Origin of the sequence: Bradyrhizobium sp. CIAT3101 (genome assembly GCF_029714945.1) — a bacterium.
GTDB lineage: Bacteria > Pseudomonadota > Alphaproteobacteria > Rhizobiales > Xanthobacteraceae > Bradyrhizobium.
Genome location: NZ_CP121634.1, coordinates 445336 through 466671, shown reverse-complemented (window position 1 = coordinate 466671; position 21336 = coordinate 445336). Strand labels below are relative to the sequence as shown.

The 21336-nt window shown below is 63.4% G+C and carries 21 protein-coding genes; 11 read left to right on the top strand and 10 right to left on the bottom strand.

Annotated elements, in window-relative coordinates; translation table 11 throughout:
- Positions 1–35 precede the first annotated feature (35 nt).
- The 3 genes from leuD (at position 36) to QA645_RS02055 (ending at position 2102) form a co-directional block, all read left to right on the top strand.
- Positions 36–641 carry a 3-isopropylmalate dehydratase small subunit gene (gene leuD / locus QA645_RS02065; protein ID WP_254127620.1) on the top strand — a complete coding sequence of 202 codons (606 nt, stop codon included), beginning with the start codon at positions 36–38 and terminating at the stop codon, positions 639–641.
- A gap of 83 nt (positions 642–724) precedes the next feature.
- Positions 725–1510, top strand: a complete 786-nt coding sequence (locus tag QA645_RS02060) for a hypothetical protein (RefSeq protein WP_283047846.1) — start codon at positions 725–727, stop codon at positions 1508–1510.
- 172 nt (positions 1511–1682) lie between these two features.
- Positions 1683–2102: a DUF6455 family protein gene (locus QA645_RS02055; protein WP_283047844.1), complete on the top strand. Its 420-nt coding sequence runs from the start codon at positions 1683–1685 to the stop codon at positions 2100–2102.
- 27 nt (positions 2103–2129) lie between these two features.
- Here the strand turns inward: QA645_RS02055 and QA645_RS02050 are convergent, their stop codons facing one another.
- Entirely contained in the window at positions 2130–4544 is a 2415-nt protein-coding gene (locus QA645_RS02050; RefSeq protein ID WP_283047842.1) for a TonB-dependent siderophore receptor, read from the bottom strand.
- 294 nt (positions 4545–4838) lie between these two features.
- Here QA645_RS02050 and QA645_RS02045 point away from each other — a divergent pair, with 294 nt between their 5' ends.
- A complete protein-coding gene (locus tag QA645_RS02045) occupies positions 4839–5660 on the top strand; it encodes an LssY C-terminal domain-containing protein (RefSeq protein WP_283047840.1) in 822 nt (273 codons plus the stop codon).
- Between the two features lie 310 nt (positions 5661–5970).
- Positions 5971–6471, top strand: coding sequence for a DUF1269 domain-containing protein (locus tag QA645_RS02040; RefSeq protein ID WP_283047839.1), 501 nt, complete (start codon positions 5971–5973; stop codon positions 6469–6471).
- A gap of 153 nt (positions 6472–6624) precedes the next feature.
- Here QA645_RS02040 and QA645_RS02035 read toward each other — a convergent pair whose 3' ends face one another.
- Complete coding sequence (locus QA645_RS02035) at positions 6625–7506, bottom strand: CoA ester lyase (RefSeq protein ID WP_254127615.1); 882 nt, start codon at positions 7504–7506, stop codon at positions 6625–6627.
- 110 nt (positions 7507–7616) lie between these two features.
- Here QA645_RS02035 and QA645_RS02030 point away from each other — a divergent pair, with 110 nt between their 5' ends.
- Positions 7617–8261, top strand: a complete 645-nt coding sequence (locus QA645_RS02030; RefSeq protein WP_283047836.1) for a carbonic anhydrase — start codon at positions 7617–7619, stop codon at positions 8259–8261.
- A 121-nt stretch (positions 8262–8382) separates the two neighbouring features.
- Here QA645_RS02030 and QA645_RS02025 read toward each other — a convergent pair whose 3' ends face one another.
- Positions 8383–9417: an aspartate-semialdehyde dehydrogenase gene (locus QA645_RS02025; RefSeq protein WP_254191283.1), complete on the bottom strand. Its 1035-nt coding sequence runs from the start codon at positions 9415–9417 to the stop codon at positions 8383–8385.
- Between the two features lie 116 nt (positions 9418–9533).
- Here QA645_RS02025 and QA645_RS02020 point away from each other — a divergent pair, with 116 nt between their 5' ends.
- Together QA645_RS02020 and QA645_RS02015 are read left to right on the top strand one after the other, a co-directional pair.
- Positions 9534–10322, top strand: coding sequence for a hypothetical protein (locus tag QA645_RS02020; protein ID WP_283047834.1), 789 nt, complete (start codon positions 9534–9536; stop codon positions 10320–10322).
- A 156-nt stretch (positions 10323–10478) separates the two neighbouring features.
- Positions 10479–10865, top strand: coding sequence for a hypothetical protein (locus QA645_RS02015; protein ID WP_254127606.1), 387 nt, complete (start codon positions 10479–10481; stop codon positions 10863–10865).
- 60 nt (positions 10866–10925) lie between these two features.
- Here the strand turns inward: QA645_RS02015 and QA645_RS02010 are convergent, their stop codons facing one another.
- Entirely contained in the window at positions 10926–11564 is a 639-nt protein-coding gene (locus tag QA645_RS02010; RefSeq protein ID WP_283047833.1) for a DapH/DapD/GlmU-related protein, read from the bottom strand.
- 134 nt (positions 11565–11698) lie between these two features.
- Positions 11699–12811, bottom strand: a complete 1113-nt coding sequence (leuB, locus tag QA645_RS02005; protein WP_254127602.1) for a 3-isopropylmalate dehydrogenase — start codon at positions 12809–12811, stop codon at positions 11699–11701.
- Positions 12812–13040: 229 nt separating this feature from the next.
- Here leuB and QA645_RS02000 point away from each other — a divergent pair, with 229 nt between their 5' ends.
- On the top strand, positions 13041–14231 hold the full coding sequence (locus QA645_RS02000; protein WP_283047830.1) for a YbfB/YjiJ family MFS transporter: 1191 nt from the start codon (positions 13041–13043) through the stop codon (positions 14229–14231).
- A 114-nt stretch (positions 14232–14345) separates the two neighbouring features.
- Here QA645_RS02000 and QA645_RS01995 read toward each other — a convergent pair whose 3' ends face one another.
- From QA645_RS01995 to QA645_RS01980, 4 genes are all read right to left on the bottom strand, one after another.
- Positions 14346–15128: a molybdopterin-binding protein gene (locus tag QA645_RS01995; RefSeq protein ID WP_283047829.1), complete on the bottom strand. Its 783-nt coding sequence runs from the start codon at positions 15126–15128 to the stop codon at positions 14346–14348.
- Positions 15129–15199: 71 nt separating this feature from the next.
- The gene (locus QA645_RS01990) at positions 15200–15829 is read right to left on the bottom strand and encodes a cytochrome b/b6 domain-containing protein (protein WP_254127594.1); all 630 of its coding nucleotides are present in this window, start codon (positions 15827–15829) and stop codon (positions 15200–15202) included.
- A 175-nt stretch (positions 15830–16004) separates the two neighbouring features.
- Positions 16005–16559 (bottom strand): fasciclin domain-containing protein, encoded by a 555-nt coding sequence (locus tag QA645_RS01985; protein ID WP_194465444.1) that lies wholly within the window; start codon positions 16557–16559, stop codon positions 16005–16007.
- Positions 16560–16913: 354 nt separating this feature from the next.
- Positions 16914–17675, bottom strand: coding sequence for an SDR family oxidoreductase (locus QA645_RS01980; RefSeq protein WP_283047826.1), 762 nt, complete (start codon positions 17673–17675; stop codon positions 16914–16916).
- Between the two features lie 114 nt (positions 17676–17789).
- On the opposite strand from QA645_RS01980, the gene QA645_RS01975 reads away from it, so the two are divergent.
- Both QA645_RS01975 and QA645_RS01970 read left to right on the top strand, forming a co-directional pair.
- Positions 17790–19319 (top strand): malonyl-CoA synthase, encoded by a 1530-nt coding sequence (locus QA645_RS01975; RefSeq protein WP_283047824.1) that lies wholly within the window; start codon positions 17790–17792, stop codon positions 19317–19319.
- A gap of 28 nt (positions 19320–19347) precedes the next feature.
- The gene (locus tag QA645_RS01970; RefSeq protein ID WP_283047822.1) at positions 19348–19845 is read left to right on the top strand and encodes a DUF3658 domain-containing protein; all 498 of its coding nucleotides are present in this window, start codon (positions 19348–19350) and stop codon (positions 19843–19845) included.
- Positions 19846–19963: 118 nt separating this feature from the next.
- Here the strand turns inward: QA645_RS01970 and QA645_RS01965 are convergent, their stop codons facing one another.
- Positions 19964–20824: a sulfite exporter TauE/SafE family protein gene (locus tag QA645_RS01965; protein ID WP_283047821.1), complete on the bottom strand. Its 861-nt coding sequence runs from the start codon at positions 20822–20824 to the stop codon at positions 19964–19966.
- Between the last annotated feature and the right edge of the window lie 512 nt (positions 20825–21336).

Genomic DNA, 21336 nt, shown 5'->3' with positions numbered 1-21336 from the left:
CAGCCCTCCCCTGAGTTCCAACCGGGAAGCCCAAGATGGACAAGTTCACCACGCTGGAAGGCGTCGCGGCGCCGCTGAAGATCATCAATGTCGACACCGACATGATCATTCCGAAGCAGTACCTCAAGACCATCAAGCGCACCGGCCTTGGCAAGGGACTGTTCTCCGAGCAGCGCTACAAGGACGACGGCAGCGAGAATCCGGATTTCGTCCTCAACCAGCCCGCCTATCGCACCTCGAAGGTGCTGGTTGCCGGCGACAATTTCGGCTGCGGCTCGAGCCGCGAGCACGCGCCCTGGGCGCTGCTCGATTTCGGCATCCGCTGCGTGATCTCGACCTCGTTCGGCGACATCTTCTACAACAACTGCTTCAAGAACGGCATTCTGCCGATCCGCGTGTCGCAGGAAGACCTCGACAAGCTGTTCGACGACGCCGAGCGCGGCGCCAACGCGACGCTGACGATCGACCTGCCGAACCAGGAAATCCGCGGTCCCGACGGCGGCAAGGTCAAGTTCGAGATCGACCCGTTCCGCAAGCACTGCCTGATCAACGGCCTCGACGACATCGGTCTCACGATGGAGAAGAAGTCCTCGATCGATACCTATGAGGACAAGCTGAAGCGCGAACGCGCCTGGGCTTGATCTCAAGTCTCATTCGAAGCCCCGGTGCGAGACGCGCGCCGGGGCTTTTTCTTTGCCTTTGATATCCCGTATATCTCTGCCTCATGCTGCCCGAGATCGTCACCTTCTGGCATGGCCCGATGGACGCGCTGCGCCAGACCTGTCTGCGCTCGCAGCTCGCTGCCGGCCACAAGGTCACGGTCTACAGTTTCGACACCATCCCGGGTCTGCCCGCCGGCGTCGACAATGCCGATGCCGAGGCGATCCTGCCGCACGCATTCTCCGAACGGCTGCGGCCACCGCAGCCGGACGGTAGCTGGCGCGACTGGACCACGCTGCAGTTCAGCGATTTCTTCCGCATGAAGCTGATGGCGAAGCGCCTCGGCCTCTGGCTCGATGCCGACGTGCTGCTGCTCAAGCCGGTCGAGATCAATCCGGCAAGACCTTATTTCGCCTGGGAGCGGCCGCGCCAGCTCGGCAATTCCGTGATTTATCTGCCGCCGGAGCACGGCATCGTCGCCGCCTTCGAAGAGCTGATGGAGCAGGAGGAGCTGACGCCGAACTGGCTGTCGGCACGCCACCGCATCACCTTCCTGATGCGCCGCCTGCGCGGCGGCTCGAACCGTCTCTCGGATATTCGAGTCGCGATCTACGGGCCGGCGGCACTGACCGCGCTCGCCCGCCGTACCGGCGAATTGCAGAACGCGCTGCCGAAGCAGTCGTTCTACGCAGTGCACGCGGAGCCAAAATTGTTCTTCGATCCTTCGAGCTATCTCGGCCTCGTCACCGATCCCGAGATCATCGGCCTGCACATCTCCCCCAAGGGCCGCGGCGGCGAGAAGCCGATTCACGGTAGCCTGTATGCGTGGGCGACGGAGCGGTTTGGCTGAACGCCAATTCTCCGCTGTCGTCCCGGCGAAGGTGGTTGTTGCGACACTGCCGCACACCTCCGCGACACGAGAGCCGCTTCCTCGATCCCTTCCCAATTTGATCCAGCGCAACGCGCGTCTGCACCATTGTGCCTAGTCTGGCTCCCATCGCACGCGCCCCATGGAGCTTCGCATGAGCACCGCAAGCAGGCCCTATCCCATCGTCCAGGACCTCATCGAATCCTTTGCCGGCTGGCTGAAGCATCGCCGCGAGCTGAACGAGTTGCGGCAGCTCGATCGCTCCGATTTCGACCGCATCGCCAACGATCTCAGGATCGCACCCGACGATCTCGAAGACCTCGTCCGCCACGGCCACCACGCCGCCGACGAGCTGCCGCAGATGCTCGACCGGCTCGGCATCGACAGCGACCGCCTGCAGCGTGCGCAACCGCTGCTGCTGCGCGACATGGAGCGGGTCTGCTCGCTGTGCCATCACAAGGCACGCTGCAACCTGGAGCTCGTCACCGGCACTGCCGCCGAGAACTACCCCGGCTATTGCGGCAACGCGTCGACGCTGGAATCGCTCGATCGCGCCGAAATCGCGCCGCACTGAGGCGACGCGACGAGGGTTCGCTTCGCGTCAGAAGTCGACCGACATCGACAACCACAGCGTCCGCGGCATGCCGCTGATCACGTAGCCGGTCGGGTTGCCGATCCAGTAGCGGTTGTCGAACAGGTTGGTGACGGACGCGCGGAACGTGGTGGGCCGCCCGGCCAGGCTGGTCGCATAACGCGCACCGATGTCGAAGGTCATCCAGGCCGGCACGCTCTGGATGTTGTCCGAGCTGACATAGGCCCGGCTGGTGTAGATGGCGCGCGCCGTCGTTGTCAGTCCAGGCAGGAAGGGCGCATCCCACTCGATGCCGAGATTGCTCTGCCAGCCCGGCGCACCGATCGCATGATTCCCGTCATAGAGATGGCCATCGGTCTTGGTGAGGCGCGCGTCGAGATAGGTTACGCCGCCCAGAACCCGAATGCCGGGGCCGACCTCGCCGAAGGTATTGAGCTCGATGCCGCGATTTCGCTGTTCGCCGTCGAGGCTGTAGATTTTTGAAACGGGATCGGTGACGCCGCTGGGCAGGCTGATCTGGAACGCCGCCAGGCTTGCGCCGAATCGCCCGAGATCGAGCTTGGTCCCGACCTCGTACTGCTTGGTCTTGAACGGAGCGAACACCTGGTTGGTGTTGGCCGCACCGGACGGAGGCGTCGGCCCGGGCGTGAGACCTTCGATGTAGCTCGCATAAAAGGACACTTCCTTGATCGGCCGCACCAGCAGTGCCACGGAGGGCGATGTGGCGCTTTGATCGTAGTGGGTCGTCTCCAGCCCGCTGACGCTGTCGTAGTTGTTCGCGACGACCTGCTGCTGCCGGGCCCCGACGATCACCTGGAGCATCCCGTTCATCATCGAGAGGGTGTCGGCGACACCAACGCTGCGAAGTCCGAGAAAAGCCGACTTGCCTTCCGGGAATGAAGAGACCGGCGTGCCCGGGCTCGCCAGGATCGTCGGCGCGTAGATGTTCGTCAGGTAGTTTCCATAGTTGGTCTGGCCGAGCCAATCGGTACGGTTCAAAGCGCTGCCGCTGACGACCACCTCGTGACTGACCGGACCGGTGTCGAAACGGGCCCGCACACCGGCTTCGCCGGACACGCCCTCGGACTTGCCGGTCTGGAAGCGCGACGTTGAAAGTGCGTCACCCGACGTCGTGAGGAGCGTCGCGCCCGGCGCCTCCCGCTTGTCGTAGCCGAACTGATTTCCGCCGATGGCGCCAAACACGGTCACGTTGTTCGACAGATCATATTCGGCGCGCGTCAGGCCGGTGAGGCTCTTTGCGCGGGCATAATCGAAGGGCTGGGCGAGATTGATGCGCGGATCGGGCGCATTCGGCACTGCGATGCCCTTGACCGGGGTATAGCCACGCGCCGCAGCCTTCATCCAGTCGTCTTGATAGATGACGTCGGCAGACCATCGGAATCGCTCGCCCCGGTAATCGACGCCGAGCGAGCCGACACCGTCACGCACCGACTGGCGATCGATCGTGGTGTTTCCACCATCGATCCCGCCATTGAACCGGACGCCCCATTCCTTCTGATCGCCGTAGCGGCGCGCCACGTCGACCTCCGTGCCGAAGCGGGCGTTCGAGATATAGCCGACGGTCAGGCGCGTCAGATCCTCGTCGGCACGCTTGGTCACCACATTGACGCTGCCGCCGATGCTTCCCTGCGGGGCCATGCCGCTGAGGAACGCCGCCGGGCCCTTGAGCAGTTCAATGCGTTCGATCGGCGCCGGGTTGATGCGATAGGCCGGCACGAGACCGTACAGCCCGTTCAACGCGATCTCGCTGTTTTCGACGCGGAAGCCGCGAATGGTCAGCGCGTCATAGCGATTGCTGCTGCCGATGGCAGCGCGCACCGACGGATCGGAATTGGTGAGAACTTCCGCGACGCTGGTCGCCTGCTGGTCACGGATGGTCTTCTCCGTATAGCTGGTGAGGCTGTACGGCGTTTCCATATAGTCCTTGTTGCCGAGCAGGCCGAGCCGGCCGCCGCGCGCGATTTGCCCGCCGACATAGGGCACCGGCAATGCGGCACGCTGCGCACCGACTGTCGCCGGTGCTGCTGCCGCCGGCGCGCTTTCGCCGCGACCGGCCTGACGTCTCGACCGCGCCGGACTAGACGCATGCTGCCTCCGGGCGGGCGCAGCGCGGTGCTCGGGCGCGGACACGGTCACGGGAGGAAGTGGCTGCGCAGTTCCAGCCGACGATGGACGGTCCGATTGCTGGGCGAACGATGCGGTCGTGGTCAGCAGCATCGATACGCACACGAATCCAATCGTGCGCGTGCACTTCAAGTCGTAAATCATAACACCCCGGAGACTTTTCTTATTGATGCCCCGTCTCATCGCGCCGACGAGACACGATGTGCAATAAACAGCGAGACGCGCGTCGCCTAATAGAAGGCATCTAATATTTTGAGAGCGATCCGGCGCGTCGCGCACTGGAGAACGTCATCGACTGATGTTTCGATTCCACACGGCGACAGGCGCGACACTTGAAATTTCTGCGCGCGTTCGCATGACACGCTTCCGCGCAACGTCGAAACGAAGCCTGCATGGACGAGCTGTCGTGAGACGGATGTGAGTAATTGTCGCAGCCGCCGGACGCCAATCTGGAATCGTTCAAACGCGCCGATATCGTGCCTCACCGAGGGGCTGGTGCAGATATCCTGAATGGCATTGTAGTCGCGGGCTGGAGGGGTATGGTGTCGGGCATCCTGGTGCGAACGAAGCCGCATGACCAACCCAGCCGAGAACGGGACGAAGAAGCGACGGTGGCTTTTCCGTTTGGCAATTGTGCTGCTCGTCTATCTGGCGCTGGCGTATTTCCTCGTGCCCCTGCTGTGGATTCACCACGAGCACGAGGCCGGACTTGCTTCGTTGCCGATGGTGACCAGGACATCGGACGATATCCCCGCCGATCCCCTGAACGTCGGTATCGTCGGCAACGACGAAGACCTCGTCCGCGCCATGAATGCGGCCGGATGGTTTGCCGCCGATGCCGTGACCCTGCGTTCGAGTGTCGAGATCGTCGGGAGCGTGGTGCTGGATCGCCCCTATCACAACGCTCCCGTCAGCCCGCTCTACTATCTAGGAAAGAAGGAGCAATTCGCTTTCGAGAAGCCCGTCGGGCGCAGCGCGGATCGACGGCATCACGTTCGGTTCTGGAGGGCCCTCGACAAGGGTGACGACGGTCGACCGGTCTGGCTTGGCTCGGCGACCTTCGACCGGGGTGTCGGACTAAGCCACGACACGGGACAGGTCACTCATCACATCGATCCCGACATCGATGCCGAGCGTGACCTCCTGATGACCGATTTGCGCAAGGCCAACGTCGTCAGCAATTTCTTTCAGATCTCGGGCATAGGCCCGACGCTGTTCGGCCGAAATGGCGGTGGCGACCCCTACTACACCGACGGCGAGATCCATGTTGCCGTGCTGGTGCCGGGCGCGGCAAATGGACCTGCCGATCCGCCGACCATCCCACCGCCTTCGCTCATCGCCCTGAAGGACGCCGTGTGGCACGGCATCGCCGGCCAGGCCAAAAGCGAGCCCTAGCCCTTCCCCATCGCCGCGATCGCAAGGCTGAAAAATATCCGTCACGATTGCGCTTCCCACCGCGAAGCCGACGATTTGATTAAGATCCGTCACGCCTCGTTACAAAGGCGCGGACGGACAAGCCCGTGGCGCTTGTTCGACGGCACGTAAGACAATCCCGCTTACTCAATTGCACCGCCTCGGAACATCTCCGAGTTGTGAACGTGCGGAACCTATTAGCTGACGAGAGACGTTTCGGTCTGTGTTAAACGTTGGCCGCGCATATCAAGCGGATCAGGGGCAGCACTTCAAATCAGAACAGGAGTGTTCAATGTCAGACCTTGTTGCGATCGTATACCCATCCGAAGCCAAGGCAGAAGAAGTTCGGCAGAAGATACTCAAGCTCCAGAAGGAATATCTGATCGCGATCCAGGATGCCGTGATCGCAGTCAAGACAGAGGATTCCGTCAAGCTCAATCAGCTCGTGAACACTGCGATGATGGGCGCCGCAAGCGGCAGCTTCTGGGGACTGCTGTTTGGAATGGTGTTCCTGAATCCTCTTATCGGCGTGGCCCTCGGTGCCGGCGCAGGCGCATTGGGTGGCGCGCTGACCGATTTCGGCATCAAAGATAACTTCATGAAGGATCTCGCCGCGAAGGTGAAATCGGGCGACGCCGTTCTGTTCCTGCTCATCAAGAGCATGACCGCAGACAAGGTTCTCAATGAGATCAAGGATGCGGGAGGGACGGTCCTCAAGACCTCGCTCGATGAAAAGAAGGAACAACACCTGCGCGATACCCTCGCAGCCGCCAGTCAGTCCAAAGCGGCCTAGCAAGGCTGCCTGGTGATGCAATCCGTCATTCCGGGGCCCGCGCCGCGCGCGGGAGCCCGGAAATCCATGATCGCCGCGCCGCCAGGTATCAGCGAAGAGCAGCGCGATCGCACATCGCCGTGACGATGTCGATCGGATGACTGGGCGTGCGCCCTAGCCCTTCCCCATCGCCGCGATCGCATCCGCGATCTCGATCGTGCGTCGCGCCATGTCGGCGTGCAGGCGCTCGACCATTGCGCCGTCGAGCCGGATCGCACCGCGCGAGACGTTTTCCGGCAGCTCGAACGCCGCGATGATTTTTCGGGCGCGCGCGATCTCCTCGTCCGGCGGGGTGAAGATCGCGTTGCAGGCCTCGATCTGCGACGGATGAATCAGCGTCTTGCCGTCGAAGCCGAGATCACGGCCTTGCGCGCATTCGGTGGCAAAGCCGTCGGGATTGTTGATGTCGCTATAGGGGCCATCGAGGATCTCGAGGCCGGCGGCGCGCGTCGCCAGGATGCAATGGGTGATCATCGGGAGCATCGCGGCGCGGCCCGGCATCATCTTGATGCGCGTCTCGCGCGAGATGTCGTTCGGGCCGAACACGAAACCGGAGAGGCGCGTCTTCGGATCGCGGCCGGCCACCGCCAGCTCCTCGGCATGCAGCACCGCGCGCGCGGTCTCGATCATGGCCCAGACCTTCACGGTCGGCGCCGCGCCGAGCTCGGCGAGATGGTGGCCGATGGTCTGGAGATCCTCAATGCTTGAAACCTTGGGAACCAGGATACCGTCCGGCGACGCCTTGGCCGCCATCGCGACGTCATCGGCCCACCATTGCGTGTCGAGGCCGTTGGTCCGGATCAGGATCTCGCGCTTGCCGAAGCCTTTTGCGGCGATCGCGGCGGCGATGCCGTCGCGCGCCACCGCCTTGGCGTCGGGAGCGACGGAATCCTCGAGGTCCAGGATGAGGCCGTCGGCGGCGAGATTTCGTGCCTTTTCAAGGGCGCGGGGATTGGAGCCGGGCATGAACAGGTGGCTGCGGCGCGGGCGGGTCATGCTACGTTCCTTCCGGTGTCGTCGTCTCTATTATGGCCGAAGCCGATAGCATCTGGCCTGCCTATTCGAAAGGCTTGTTCGCGCTACCGGTATATGATTAGGCATAGGCCATGATCACATTCCCGAAGCATTTGCTGGAAGGCTACAACGCCTTCGCCACTCAGCGGCTGCCGGCCGAGCAGAACCGCTATCGCGAGCTGTCGGTGAAGGGACAGTTCCCGGAAGTGATGGTGATCGGCTGCTGCGACAGCCGCGTCGCGCCGGAGACCATTTTCGACGTCGGCCCGGGCGAATTGTTCGTGGTCCGCAACATCGCCAACCTGGTGCCGGTGTATCAGCCCGACGGCAACGCGCACGGTGTCTCGGCCGCGCTCGAATATGCCGTGACGGTGCTGAAGGTGAAGCACATCGTCATCCTCGGCCACGCGCAATGCGGCGGCATCCGCGCCTTCGTCGACAAGATCGAGCCGCTGACGCCCGGCGACTTCATCGGCAAATGGATGCAGATGTTCATCAAGCCGGGCGAGGTGGTCGAGCAGCGCGACCACGAGACCATGGCGCAATTCGTCGAGCGCATCGAGAAGGCCGCGGTGTTCCGCAGCCTGGAAAACCTGATGACGTTCCCGTTCGTGCGCAAGGCCGTCGAGAGCGGCCAGATGCAGCTGCACGGCGCCTATTTCGGCGTCGCGGAGGGAACGCTGTTCGTGCTGGACAAGACGAGCAAGGAATTCAAGAGCGCGCGGAGCGTGGTGTAGGGCTGCGTCGGCGCGGTTTGAATTCGTAGGGTGGGCAAAGGCGCAACGCGCCGTGCCCACCATCTCTCCCGATTGAAACAGGTCGTGGGCACGCTTCGCTTTGCCCACCCTACGAGACCTGTTACGCCGCCTTCTTCTTCGCGCTGATGAGCTTGCGGTTGATCAGGACTTCCGCGATCTGGATCGCGTTGAGCGCGGCGCCCTTGCGCAGATTGTCCGACACGCACCAGAGCACGAGACCGTTCTCCACCGTGGCGTCCTCGCGGATGCGGCTGATGTAGGTCGCGTCCTCGCCGGCCGCTTCATACGGCGTGGCGTAGCCGCCGGGCTCCTGCTTGTCGATGACGAGACAGCCCGGCGCCGTGCGCAGGATGCTGCGCGCCTCGTCTGCGCTGATCGGATTCTCGAACTCGATGTTGACGGCCTCTGAGTGGCCGACGAACACCGGCACGCGCACGCAGGTCGCGGAGAGCTTGATCTTGGGATCAAGAATCTTCTTGGTCTCCGCCATCATCTTCCACTCTTCCTTGGTGTAGCCGTCCTCCATGAAGACGTCGATGTGAGGGATGACGTTGAAGGCGATGCGCTTGGGGAATTTCTTACTGACCAGTTCCTGGTTGGTGTAGACGGACTTGGTCTGCGCGAACAACTCGTCCATGCCGTCCTTGCCGGCGCCCGACACCGATTGATAGGTCGACACCACGACGCGCTTGATGGTGGCCTTGTCGTGCAGCGGCTTCAGCGCGACCACGAGCTGCGCGGTCGAGCAGTTCGGGTTGGCGATGATGTTCTTCGTCTTGAAGCCGGCGGTCGCATCCGCATTCACTTCCGGCACGATCAAAGGCACGTCCGGATCCATGCGCCAGGCCGAGGAATTGTCGATCACGACCGCGCCGGCGGCGCCGATCTTCGGCGACCATTCCTTCGAGACCTCGCCGCCGGCCGACATCAGGCAGATGTCGACGTCGGAGAAATCGTAATGCTCGAGCGCCTTGCACTTCAGGGTGCGGTCGCCATAGGAGACCTCGACACCGACGCTGCGGCGTGACGCCAGGGCCACGACCTCGTCCGCGGGGAATTTGCGCTCATCCAGAATGTTGAGCATTTCCCGTCCGACATTGCCGGTCGCGCCGACGACTGCGACTTTGTAACCCATCGTTCACTCTCCGATGAAAAAGCCCGTTCCTGAAGCTGACGCTTAAACAGGAAGAGCAGCGCTTCTATGCGAGAACCGGCCTCAAGACAACGTTGGACCATGCCTGAAGGCCGTGGATGCAATCGCCTGAGGCCAGCACGGCCGCAACGCCCACCCAGATCCATCTGGCGCTTGCCAATTTCGCCGACGAGGTCGTCGGCACGCTGGCACGCCTGCTCGCCTATGTGGGGGCGCTGGCGCTGTTTGCCATCCTCGCGCTTGCCGGGCTCGGTCAGCTGCCTGACCTGCGCGACGACGAGCCCGCGGAGAAGCCAGGCTGGGCCGACGCCTCCCGCTCGCACCCGGCCTTTGCTCTTAGCCGGCTCGATTCATCAGATAAAACAGCCTCTTACACCATTTTCAGGCACCCCGAGGGGGGCCGGCGCGACGTGATGCGCTGGACCGGCGAGGCCGACAAGCCTTTGGCCGAGCTCGAGATCTACCGGGAAGGCAGCGAATTCGACGTGACGCGGCCGGCGGCCGCGGGCCTCGCCGTCCAGATGGGACTGGGTGGGGCCACCGCGCTCGAGCAGGCCGGCCTGATCGACACCAAATTCGGCCCCGTTGCCCTGTTCCGGCCGACCGGCACAGCGGACGGGACGCCGGCCTGCCTCGGCTACCTCAAGCGCAACGAGGAGCCGGGCTTGCAGATCTCCGGCTTCTCCTGCCAGGGCGACACGATGCCGGCACGCCGCGCGGCGATCGCCTGCACCCTGAACCGGCTGACGCTGCTCACCTCCGGCAACGAGCCGAAGCTCGCGGAATTGTTCGCCCATGCTGAGCTGAAGCGGCGCTCCTGTGACGCCGGCGGCTCGGCGGACTGGCTGCTGGGTGCCGCCAATGCGCAATTGCGCGGCGCTCTTTGATCCTCATCAAGCTCAAGTCACTGGTACGCATGCAACTTTTGCCGGCGCGCACGATTATTCCGGCGCGGTGTGACTGAATTGACCTAGTTGCGGCCACCCCGGCCGGGCTAGTATGGGGTGAAATCGACTGGCGGCTTGCCGCCTGAAGGGGACGTGATGAGCTCGAATTTCTTTGCCGCGAACAAACTGGCGACGTTGCTTGCGGCGGGCGCCGCGATTGCCGTGGCCTTCGCGACACCGGCTGCGGCCGACACCAAGACCAAGCAGCGCTATGACGATCGCGGCCGGCCGATTTACGGCCCGAGCGGCCCCAATGCGGTCTACCAGCAGGGTCGCACCCGTATCTATGTGAGCAAGCGCTCCTGGCTCGACGGCGGCACCGAGGTCAATCCGGGCGACCGCAAGTTCAGCGACTACGCCTTCCCGCCGGCGGTGGGCTATCCGTCCTTCGCCCGCGAGAACAACAACCGCCCGATCGATCGCCAGCCGCTGCCGACGCCGTCCGATCTCGGCGGCTATCCGCAGAATTTCCCGCTGTACTGAGCGGATCTCACGACCGAATTAAAAGGCCGGGCTCACGCCCGGCCTTTTTGTTTTGGGAGATTATGAATTGGCCGCCGGATCGTATCGCCGGCAAAACTCCTCGATCGCCTCCGAGCGGAAATCGGCGAGGCGCTCGAAGATGAGCTGATCCGGCCAATCCCACCAGGCGATGCGGCGCAGGCTGGCCGCGACGGCATCGTCAAACCGCTTGCGGATGGCGCGCGCGGGAACGCCGCCGACGATCGTATAGGGCGCGACATCGCGGCTGACGACCGCGCCGGCGCCGATCACCGCACCGTCGCCGACCGTGACGCCCGGCAGCAGGATCGCGGCATGGCCGATCCAGACATCATTGCCGACGATGACGCGATCGCCGCGGCGATCCGCGAAGAAGTCGCGGTCGCGCGACGCGCTCGCCTCGTAATATTCCGGGACATAGGTGAAGCGGTGCTGCGAGGCGCGGCCCATCGGATGATTGGGCGCGCCGATGCGCACCGAGTTCGCGATCGCGGTGAACTTGCCGATCACGGCGTCGGCGACATCGCAGTTTTCGCCGAGATAGGAGTAGTCGCCGAGCGTCGCGTATTCGATGCGCGTATGGCTCAGGATCTCGCAACGGCGCCCGATCTGCGCCTCGCGCTGGCGCACCGTCTCATGGATGATGGTTTCCGCGATCTTGGGGCGGGAAGAGGCGTCCATGAGCCAGGCTCCGAGAGCAGGTGCCGCAGGGTGGGCAAAGGCGCACCGCACCGTGCCCACCATCTTTCTCTAATCGCACTCAGAACGTGGGCACGCTTCCGCCTTGCCCACCCTACGAGAGCTGCGTTTGCCGCTTAAGCGTGCAGCTTCTGCAGTTCCTTCAGGATCGCTTCGCCCATCTGCGTGGTCGAGGCAGCGGTCGTCCCTTCCGACTTGATGTCGGCGGTGCGCAGGCCGCTCGCCAGCACGGCGGCGATCGCGGCGTCGACCTTGTCGGCGAGCGCGCCCATGTCGAAGGAATAGCGCAGCGCCATGCCGAACGACGAGATCATCGCGATCGGATTGGCGAGACCCTTGCCCGCGATGTCGGGCGCCGAACCGTGCACGGGCTCGTACAGCGCCTTGCGCTTCTTGCTCTTGACGTCGACTTCGCCGAGCGAAGCGGACGGCAGCATGCCGAGCGAACCGGTCAGCATCGCCGCGATGTCGGACAGCATGTCGCCGAACAGATTGTCGGTGACGATGACGTCGAACTGCTTCGGCCACTTCACCAGCATCATGCCGCCGGAATCGGCGAGCTGATGCTCGAGCGTGACATCGGGATATTCGCGCTTGTGGACCGCGGTCATGACCTCATTCCAGAGCACGCCCGACTTCATGACGTTGCGCTTCTCCATCGACGTCACCTTGTTCTTGCGCTTCTTGGCAAGCTCGAAGGCGACGCGGCCGATGCGCTCGATCTCATAGGTATCGTAGACCTGGGTATCGACGGCGCGCTTCTGGCCGTTGCCGAGATCGGTGATGGTCTTGGGCTCGCCGAAATAGACGCCGCCGGTGAGCTCGCGCACGATGACGATGTCGAGACCCTCGACCGCCTCGCGCTTCAGGCTCGAAGCGTCGGCCAGCGCCGGATAGCAGACGGCCGGACGGAGGTTGGCGAACAAAGCGAGATCCTTGCGCAGGCGCAGCAGGCCGGCTTCGGGGCGCACCTCGTAAGGCACGGCGTCCCACTTCGGGCCGCCGACCGCGCCGAAGATGATGGCGTCGGCGGCGAGCGCCTTGACCATGTCGCCCTCGGAGATCGACACCTTGTGGGCGTCATAGGCCGAGCCGCCGACCAGGCCCGTATCGGTCTCGAATTTGGCGATCCCGGCCGAATTGAGCCAATCGATCAGCCGCTTCACCTCGCCCATCACCTCGGGGCCGATACCGTCGCCGGGGAGCAGCAGCAATTTGTGGGTCGCCATGGTCGTTCTTCCTCCGTTTCGTCATGGCCGGGCTTGTCCCGGCCATCCACGTCTTGCCTCAACAGCGCCGAAGACGTGGATGCCCGGCACAAGGCCGGGCATGACGGCATCTCGTGAATTTCGGCCGGAGTGCTAGAGCGGCGTTGCGCGCTTGGCAAGACACCATTGCCGCCGCGCGGCTGTGCAAGCCGGGCAGGGCCTGCCACACTGAGGGTCGCCGGAGTACCCCTTGCTCGCCCCAGATCGACCCCCGCCCGTCGCACATCCCGCGCGGCTGATCCTGACCCTGTCGCTGGCCGCGACCGTCGGGCTCGGCATCGGCCGTTTTGCCTATGCGCTGGTGCTGCCCGACATGCGGGAGGACCTCGGCTGGTCCTACTCGGCGGCTGGTTTCATGAACACCATCAACGCCGTCGGCTACCTCGTGGGCGCCCTGGTGGCATCCCGGCTGATCCAGCGCGTCGGCTGGGCGGCGGCGATCCGCGGCGGAACCGTGGCCTGCGTCGCCGCGCTTGCGACCTGCGCGTTGACGGGCAATTTCATCGCGCTGAGCCTGGCGCGCCTCGCGCTGGGCCTGGGGGCCGCGGCCGGGTTCGTCGCCGGCGGCGCATTGGCCGCAACCATCGCGCAGTCGCGCCCGGAGCGGGCCAATTTCCTGCTGAGCCTGTTCTATGCCGGCCCCGGCATCGGCATTCTTTCCTCCGGGCTGATCGCGCCGTTCACGCTGCAATATTTCGGGCCCGGCTCGTGGTGGATGGTGTGGTGGGCGCTGACGCTGCTCTCGACCATCATGACCGTGCCGCTGTTCCTGGTCCGGATCGAGAGCGGCGCGCGTTTCTCGGAAGATGGTCACGGCTCATTCCGGATCCTTCCCGCATTGATCTATCTCGCCGCCTACTTCCTGTTTGGCGCGGGCTACATCGCCTACATGACCTTCATGATCGCCTATGTGCGCGACGGCGGCGGCGGCGCGGCGGCGCAAGCCGGCTTCTGGGGCCTGATCGGCATGAGTGCGTTCGTGACGCCCTGGGTCTGGCGCGGCGTGCTCGCGCTCGACCGCGGCGGTCTCGCCACCGCGATCATTCTCGGCACCAACGCGATCGGCGCCGGCCTGCCGATGCTCGGACATTCGACCGCGTGGCTCGCGACCTCGGCGGTGGTGTTCGGCGTCGCCTTCTTCGCCGTGGTCGGCTCGACCACCGCCTTCGTGCGCTTCAACTATCCGAGCGAGGTATGGCCGCGCGCGATCGCGGCGATGACGATCTCGTTCGGTGTCGGCCAGACGCTCGGCCCGATCGTGGTCGGCGCCATCACCGATGCGCTCGGGAGCCTGAGTTACGCGCTGAACGTCTCGGCGGCGCTGCTGGCGCTGGGGGCGGTGCTATCGTTGCTGCAGAGGAAGGTGGGGCCAGCCAGATAGACGGTGCTGTAGGGTGGGTTAGCCGAAGGCGTAACCCACCAACTTTGTTCGGCAAGCGCGGATGCATGGCGGATTACGCTTCGCTAATCCGCCCTACGGCAGCGGTGCAAGCCGTCAGCTTCCGCTGTACGAATTGTATCCCTGGTCTTCCCAATAGCCGCCCTTGTAGTCGTTGGTGACTTCCATCGAGACGACGTATTTCGGGTTCTTGAAGCCGAGCTTTGTCGGCACGCGGATCTTCATCGGGAAGCCATAGGCGCGCGGCAGGATCTCGCCCGCGTATTTGAACGTCATCTGCGTCTGCGGATGCAGCGCGGTGCGCATGTCCAGCGGCGAATTGTAGCCATCCTTGTCGGCGCATTGGAACCAGACGTATTTCGCGCGGGTGTCGGCGCCGATCAGTTTCAGGAAATCGCGCAAGGGCGTACCGGTCCAGCTGCCGATCGCACTCCAGCCTTCGACGCAGATGTGGCGGGTGATCTGGGTGAACTGCGGCAGCTTGGTGAGCTCGGGCAGCGTCCACGATTTCTTGTTGTCGACGAGGCCGCGCACCTCGAGCTTCCAGTCATCGGCCTCGATCTCGGGCGCATCATCGAGATCGTAATAGGCGTTGAACGGAAACGGCTTTGTAATCGCGCTCTCCGGAAACGTCGGCGCCAGCGCGTCGGGATTGAAGATGAAATCCTGCACGGCGTCGTTGAATTTCGAGATCTTCGCCAGCATCGTGTCCGCCGAGGACGAGTCGATCACGTCGCAGCCGGTGAGCAACGTCAACGCGCCGAGGCTGGCGCCGCCGGCGATGAAACGGCGGCGGGTGACGTCCGGCATGGTCTTGAGGGAGTCCTTGATCAGCAGCCGCTTGTCGACGCCGGGGATCAGGAAGGGACGCTTGGCCATATCGATTCTCACATCTTTTGTTTGAGCATGATCTTGCCGGAAAACCGCTTCACACTTTTCCGGATCATGCTCTAGCGACCGATGATCATCGCGCGCAGGCTCTTCGGCACTAGCAGCGCGAGCAGCACATGAATGACCAGGAAGGCGCAGATCGCGGCCATGCAGAAGAAATGGACGTAGCGCGCGGTCGGGTAATCGCCGAACAGCGTCACCAGCCAGTGCAATTGCACCGGCTTCCACATCGACAGGCCGGACAGCACGATCAGGACGCCGACGACGATGATGCCGGCGTAGAGCGCTCGCTGCACGTAATTGTAGACGCTGAGATCGTCATGGCTGAGCTTGAAGGTCAGCGCCGCCCTGACGTCGTGGAGCACGCCCGCCGGCGTGATCGGCAGCAGTTTCTTGCGGAAACGGCCGGAGACGAAACCGGTCACGAGATAGGCGAGGCCGTTCACCATCAGCAGCCACATCGCCGCAAAATGCCAGAGAAGACCACCACCGAGCCAGCCGCCCAGCGTGTACTCGCGCGGGAAGCTGAAGCCGAACAGCGGCGAGGCGTTGTAGATCTGCCAGCCCGACAGGATCATCAGGATCATGGCGACCGCATTGGTCCAGTGCATCACGCGGACCCAGACCGGCTGGATCGCCTTGGCCGGCTTGGCGCCGATGTGCTCGTCCGTGACTGTAAGGCTCGACATGATGGTTCCGTCCTGAACGTCGTGTGTCAGCGATTATACGCCGCTCCGCCCGCCTTCGTTACGCCGGGCCGGGACACGAATCGCCGGCCATGGCGGTCACAATAAAGCGAGCCGGGTCTCCCCGGCTCGCTGTTTCGCCGCATCCTGCGGGGGGATGAAACAGGGGTGCGCGGTGTTACGTTGCCGGCATCAGCACGGTGTCGACCACATGGATCACGCCGTTGGACTGGTTGACGTTGGAGATCGTCACCATCGAGGTTCCGCCCTTGGCGTCGACGATCCAGACCTTGCCGTCCTGCTTCTTGACGGTCAGTTCCTCGCCCTCGACGGTCTTGAGCTTCTTGCCGTCGGTCAGGTCGGAGGCCTCGAGCTTGCCGGCCACGACATGGTAGGTGAGGATCTTGGTCAGCGTCGCCTTGTTCTCAGGCTTGACCAGGGTGTCGACGGTGCCGGCCGGCAGCTTGCCGAAAGCGGCGTTGGTCGGCGCGAACACCGTGAACGGGCCCTTGCCTTCCAGCGTCGGCACCAGACCGGCCGCCTTCACCGCCGCGACAAGCGTGGTGTGATCCTTCGAGTTGACGGCGTTCTGGACGATGTTCTTCGACGGGAACATCGCGGCGCCGCCGACCATGACGGTCTTTTCCTCGGCGCGAGCGGGCGCGATGACGGTCGCGGTGATGGCCAGCGCGCTGAAGGCAGCAGCGGTGAGATAGGCAATGCGCTTCGACATGGAGAAACTCCCGATTGGATTGTGACCGGCGATTCGCCGGCGTTTGCGTTGGGGCAACAACGGCGACTGCGACCGTTTGACGTGAAGCAGCAGCGCGTCGTTGGCCGAACTACGGGACGGTTTGCGAAGGGGTTTCGAGGAATAATTTATTGTGATGCGTGAAACTATGGGGCGGTGTGACCGTGTGGGGTGAGCGCGCGCTCCAAACTCAGGTGCCGTAGGGTGGGCAAAGGTGCGAAGCGCCGTGCCCACGATCTGTCTCGATCACGAAAAATGCGTGGGCTCGCTTCGCTTAGCCCACCCTACGGCAGCGTGCCCGTTACAGCAGCGCGCCGTTGCGGCAGTGTGCCTCCGCTAATCCCTGTTGTTCGGCGTCTGAATGAACCCGCGATTGTGCGTCGGGCTGATCAGGAGTTCGTTGATGCAGACACGTGGCGGCATGCTGGCGATGAACGCGATGGTGCGTCCCAAATCTTCCGACTGCAGCATCTTCGCCTGCTCTTCCTCGCTCGGCACCACCGGGCGCAGCTTCAGGATCGGCGTCGCCACCTCGCCCGGCATCAGGCAGCAGGCGCGCAAGCCATTGACGCATTCGTCCATGTTGAAGGAATGGGTCAGTGCCAGCACCGCATGTTTGGTCGTGGTGTAAGCGGGCCCCGGCATCTTGGAGACGTGGCGACCGGCCCAGGACGAGACGTTGATGATCGAGCCGTCCTGCTGCTTGCGCATCGTCGGCAGCACCGCGCGCATGCAATAGAGCACGCCATTGAGATTGACCTGGACCAGCCTGTCCCAGCCCTCCAGTTCCATGTCCTTCCAGTTGCGCTTGGGGACGTTGATGCCGGCATTGTTCACCAGCAGGTCGATGCGGCCGTGCTTGGCGACGATGTGATCGGCCGCCTTCTGGGCTTCGGTCGCGTTTGACACGTCCAGCGCCAGCGCCTCGGCAGCCCCGCCGGCCTTGGCGATCTTCGCAACCACGGTATCCAGGGCTGACTGCCGCCGGCCGGAGACCACGACGATCCAGCCATCGGCCGCAAGCGCCTCGGCGCCGGCCTCCCCGATCCCGCTGCCGCCGCCGGTGACCCAGGCTACGCGTTTCCCATTTTTGGTCATGCAAACTGTCTCCGTTGCTTCATTGGGGCGGTTTTTGCTAATCCAGCCCTCGGTTTTGACCGGCCTTGTCGTACGAGCTTTGTCGTACAAGCCTTGCGGTCGAGGAAATCTTGCATGAACCCAGCTGCCAACGCCAATCTGTTTTCCCGCCTGTTCGATGGCCTCGACGATCCCAAGCGCCTCGCCATCGAGACGCAGGACGGCGCCCATATCAGCTATGGCGATCTGATCGCGCGGGCAGGCCAAATGGCGAATGTGCTGGTCGCGCGCGGCGTGAAGCCCGGCGACCGCGTCGCGGTGCAGGTCGAGAAATCAGTGGCCAATATCGTGCTGTATCTCGGCACTGTCAGGGCCGGCGCGGTCTATCTGCCGCTCAACACCGCCTATACGCTGAACGAGCTCGACTATTTCATCGGCGATGCCGAGCCGTCGCTGGTGGTCTGCGATCCCTCCAAGGCCGAAGGCCTCGCGCCGATCGCCGCCAAAGTGAAGGCCAAGGTCGAGACATTAGGGCCCGACGGCAAGGGCTCGCTGACGGAAGCCGCCGGCAAGGCGAGCCACGAATTCGCGACCGTCTCCCGCGCAAACGACGACCTTGCCGCGATCCTCTACACGTCGGGCACCACCGGCCGCTCCAAAGGCGCGATGCTCAGCCACGACAATCTTGCGTCGAACTCGCTCTCGCTGGTCGATTACTGGCGCTTCACTGACAAGGACGTGCTGATCCACGCGCTGCCGATCTATCACACGCACGGCCTGTTCGTGGCGACCAACGTGACGCTGTTCTCGCGGGCGTCGATGATCTTCTTGCCGAAGCTCGATCCGGACCTGATCATCAAGCTGATGGCGCGCGCCACCGTGCTGATGGGCGTGCCGACGTTCTATACGCGCCTGCTGCAAAATCCCGCGCTGTCGCGCGAGACGACCAAGCACATGCGGCTCTTCATCTCGGGCTCGGCGCCGCTGCTCGCCGAAACCCATCGCGAATGGTCGGCGCGCACGGGCCACGCCGTGCTCGAGCGCTACGGCATGACCGAAACCAACATGAACACGTCGAACCCCTATGACGGCGAGCGCGTTCCCGGCGCGGTCGGTTTCGCCCTCCCCGGCGTCTCCGTGCGCGTGACCGAGCCCGAGACCGGCAAGGAATTGCCGCGCGAGCAGATCGGCATGATCGAGGTGAAAGGCCCGAACGTGTTTAGGGGTTATTGGCGCATGCCGGAGAAGACCAAATCGGAATTCCGGCCCGACGGCTTCTTCATCACCGGCGATCTCGGCAAGATCGACGACAAGGGCTACGTCCACATTCTCGGCCGCGGCAAGGACCTCGTGATCTCCGGCGGCTTCAACGTCTATCCGAAGGAAATCGAGAGCGAGATCGACGCCATGCCCGGCGTGGTGGAGTCCGCCGTGATCGGCGTGCCCCATGCCGATTTCGGTGAGGGCGTCACGGCGGTACTGGTCTGCAACAAGGGTGCCGATGTAACTGAAGCCGCGGTGCTGAAGGCACTCGACGGACGCATCGCAAAGTTCAAGATGCCCAAGCGCGTCTTCGTCGTCGACGAGCTGCCGCGCAACACCATGGGCAAGGTGCAGAAGAACGTGTTGCGGGATACTTACAAGGATATTTACGCGAAGAAGTGAGGAGCAAGTGCTCCAAGGCTGGAGATGCATGAAGCGCGCGCAGGCTGTCCGGATCAACGACCACCTTCTTGATGCCTACAAGGCCCTCGACCAGGCCGGAATGGCCATCGCAGCACTTGGCAAGACCGAGCGGATTGAGCTCGAAGAATGGCTCGACGGAATCGTTGGCGCACTTGAGGACAAGCTGCTCCAGCCGATCTACGATCAGCATCCGGATCTGGAGCCGCCAAAATCCGATCGGGAGCCGCTAAGGTATATCTGCGAAGTCACGTGGGACGAGGTGCAACTCCCGCCTGGGGTAACCGAGCAGCAATTCGACGAGATCATTTTCTCGGTCATGAAGTCGACCTGGCGGAAGACCGCCATGATGGTCTCCTATGTGATGGAACGCTGCGAAGAGCTTGGATTGCCGATCGAAGACAAGATGATTGCCGCGCGATTGAAGGTGCTTTCCGATTCCGATCGCATCGAAGGCATCGGCGATCTCCAATCGTGGTTCCACAGCGAAGTGCGGTTGAAGGACTAGTTCGGAGTCCGTAGGGTGGGTTAGCCGAAGGCGTAACCCACCTCTTAACTTTCCGCAGCGACAGAAGTGGTGGGTTACGCTGCGCTAACCCACCCTACGATGCCGGTGCTCGCGGCGGCTACTGCCCACCCACCAAACTCATCACAAACCGGCTGCCGACGATAAACAGATAGCATCCGAACGCGACCTCCAGCGTCCGCTTCGACATTGCATGTGCGGCCTTCACACCGAGCGGTGCCGTCACGAGGCTCATCGGCATCACCAGCACGGCACCGATCAGCGAGACATAACCGAGCGCGAACGGAATCTGCAGCGCGGAGACGCTGGGGTACGTCGCCGCCGCGGGCCAGCCGGCATAGATGTAGCCGAGCGCGCCGGGGATCGAGATCAGCACCGCGAGCGCCGAGGAGGTCGCGACCGCCTGATGGATCGGACGTCCGTAGAACGTCATCAGCAGGTTCGAGAACAGGCCGCCGCCGATACCCATCAGCGTCGACAGAATGCCCACGCAGAATCCGTAGACGCGCATCAATGGGCCCTTCGGCAGATCGTCGCCGAGCTTCCAGCCTTCGCGCGCGAAGATCAGGCGGACCGCCGCCGAATAGGCGACGCAGACGAAGACGATCTTGAACAGCCGCTCCGGCGCGTAGCGCGCGACGACGCTGCCGACGACGACGCCGATCAGAATCGGAAGCCACCACACGCGCAGGATCGTCATGTCGACGGCGCCGCGCTTGTAATGCGCCTGGAATGAACGGATCGAAGTCGGGATGATCACCGCAAGCGAGGTGCCGACGCAAAGCGGCATGCGCACGTCCAGCGGCACGCCGGCAATGCGAAAACATTCGTAAAACACCGGCACCAGAATCGCGCCGCCGCCGATGCCGAACACACCGGCCAGAAACCCGGAGAGCGCGCCGACTGCGATCAGCAGCAGCGCGAGTTCCACGAGTTCACGAATATCAAGACCTGCAATCACCCGGACCTGCCCCGACAACCGGCCGCAACGTCTCCGATTCGTCCGTTCGGAATGAGTTGCGCATGAAGCTGTAGGCGATCCGATCTGCGCGGTCGACACGACGCGCCTTCCGGCTGGGGTGGAATGCAAGTTGCGCATATCCGCCGCCGGACGGAAAATCGATGCGCAGGACGGAAATCGCGGATGGTCCGTCGGTGAACCGCGTTGCTTCGGGGCGCATGAACTGACTGGTTCGAACCGTGGCGGGCGCGCGGCGGCTTAGAGCCGTTCCAATAGTAATTTCAATGGGCCTCGCCCACCGCCATAAAGAGTGAATTAATGTTCGATTGTTCGTCGGTGCACCATCGATCTGGTATACCAAGGCCCTGATTGGCTTGTTGCATCAACGCCGTAAGGCTGAACGACGATTCGATTTATGGCGATTTGGTGATTGCGCCGGCCAAATCGACTCCGTAAATAGAGCCGACCTTTCGCGATCCCCGCGCGCCCCCTGCTGGGCCGCCATAAACATC

Bases quoted from the DNA above. Each gene is read 5' to 3' on its own strand.
- QA645_RS02060 (WP_283047846.1), top strand. From the start codon at position 725: ATGCTGCCCGAGATCGTCACCTTCTGGCATGGCCCGATGGACGCGCTG.
- QA645_RS02045 (WP_283047840.1), top strand. From the start codon at position 4,839: ATGACCAACCCAGCCGAGAACGGGACGAAGAAGCGACGGTGGCTTTTC.
- QA645_RS01980 (WP_283047826.1), bottom strand. From the start codon at position 17,675: ATGACCAAAAATGGGAAACGCGTAGCCTGGGTCACCGGCGGCGGCAGC.
- QA645_RS02055 (WP_283047844.1), top strand. From the start codon at position 1,683: ATGAGCACCGCAAGCAGGCCCTATCCCATCGTCCAGGACCTCATCGAA.
- leuB (WP_254127602.1), bottom strand. From the start codon at position 12,811: ATGGCGACCCACAAATTGCTGCTGCTCCCCGGCGACGGTATCGGCCCC.
- QA645_RS01990 (WP_254127594.1), bottom strand. From the start codon at position 15,829: ATGTCGAGCCTTACAGTCACGGACGAGCACATCGGCGCCAAGCCGGCC.
- QA645_RS02010 (WP_283047833.1), bottom strand. From the start codon at position 11,564: ATGGACGCCTCTTCCCGCCCCAAGATCGCGGAAACCATCATCCATGAG.
- QA645_RS01970 (WP_283047822.1), top strand. From the start codon at position 19,348: ATGAAGCGCGCGCAGGCTGTCCGGATCAACGACCACCTTCTTGATGCC.
- QA645_RS02030 (WP_283047836.1), top strand. From the start codon at position 7,617: ATGATCACATTCCCGAAGCATTTGCTGGAAGGCTACAACGCCTTCGCC.
- QA645_RS01995 (WP_283047829.1), bottom strand. From the start codon at position 15,128: ATGGCCAAGCGTCCCTTCCTGATCCCCGGCGTCGACAAGCGGCTGCTG.
- QA645_RS01975 (WP_283047824.1), top strand. From the start codon at position 17,790: ATGAACCCAGCTGCCAACGCCAATCTGTTTTCCCGCCTGTTCGATGGC.
- QA645_RS02020 (WP_283047834.1), top strand. From the start codon at position 9,534: ATGCAATCGCCTGAGGCCAGCACGGCCGCAACGCCCACCCAGATCCAT.
- QA645_RS02040 (WP_283047839.1), top strand. From the start codon at position 5,971: ATGTCAGACCTTGTTGCGATCGTATACCCATCCGAAGCCAAGGCAGAA.
- leuD (WP_254127620.1), top strand. From the start codon at position 36: ATGGACAAGTTCACCACGCTGGAAGGCGTCGCGGCGCCGCTGAAGATC.
- QA645_RS02035 (WP_254127615.1), bottom strand. From the start codon at position 7,506: ATGACCCGCCCGCGCCGCAGCCACCTGTTCATGCCCGGCTCCAATCCC.
- QA645_RS02015 (WP_254127606.1), top strand. From the start codon at position 10,479: ATGAGCTCGAATTTCTTTGCCGCGAACAAACTGGCGACGTTGCTTGCG.
- QA645_RS01985 (WP_194465444.1), bottom strand. From the start codon at position 16,559: ATGTCGAAGCGCATTGCCTATCTCACCGCTGCTGCCTTCAGCGCGCTG.
- QA645_RS02025 (WP_254191283.1), bottom strand. From the start codon at position 9,417: ATGGGTTACAAAGTCGCAGTCGTCGGCGCGACCGGCAATGTCGGACGG.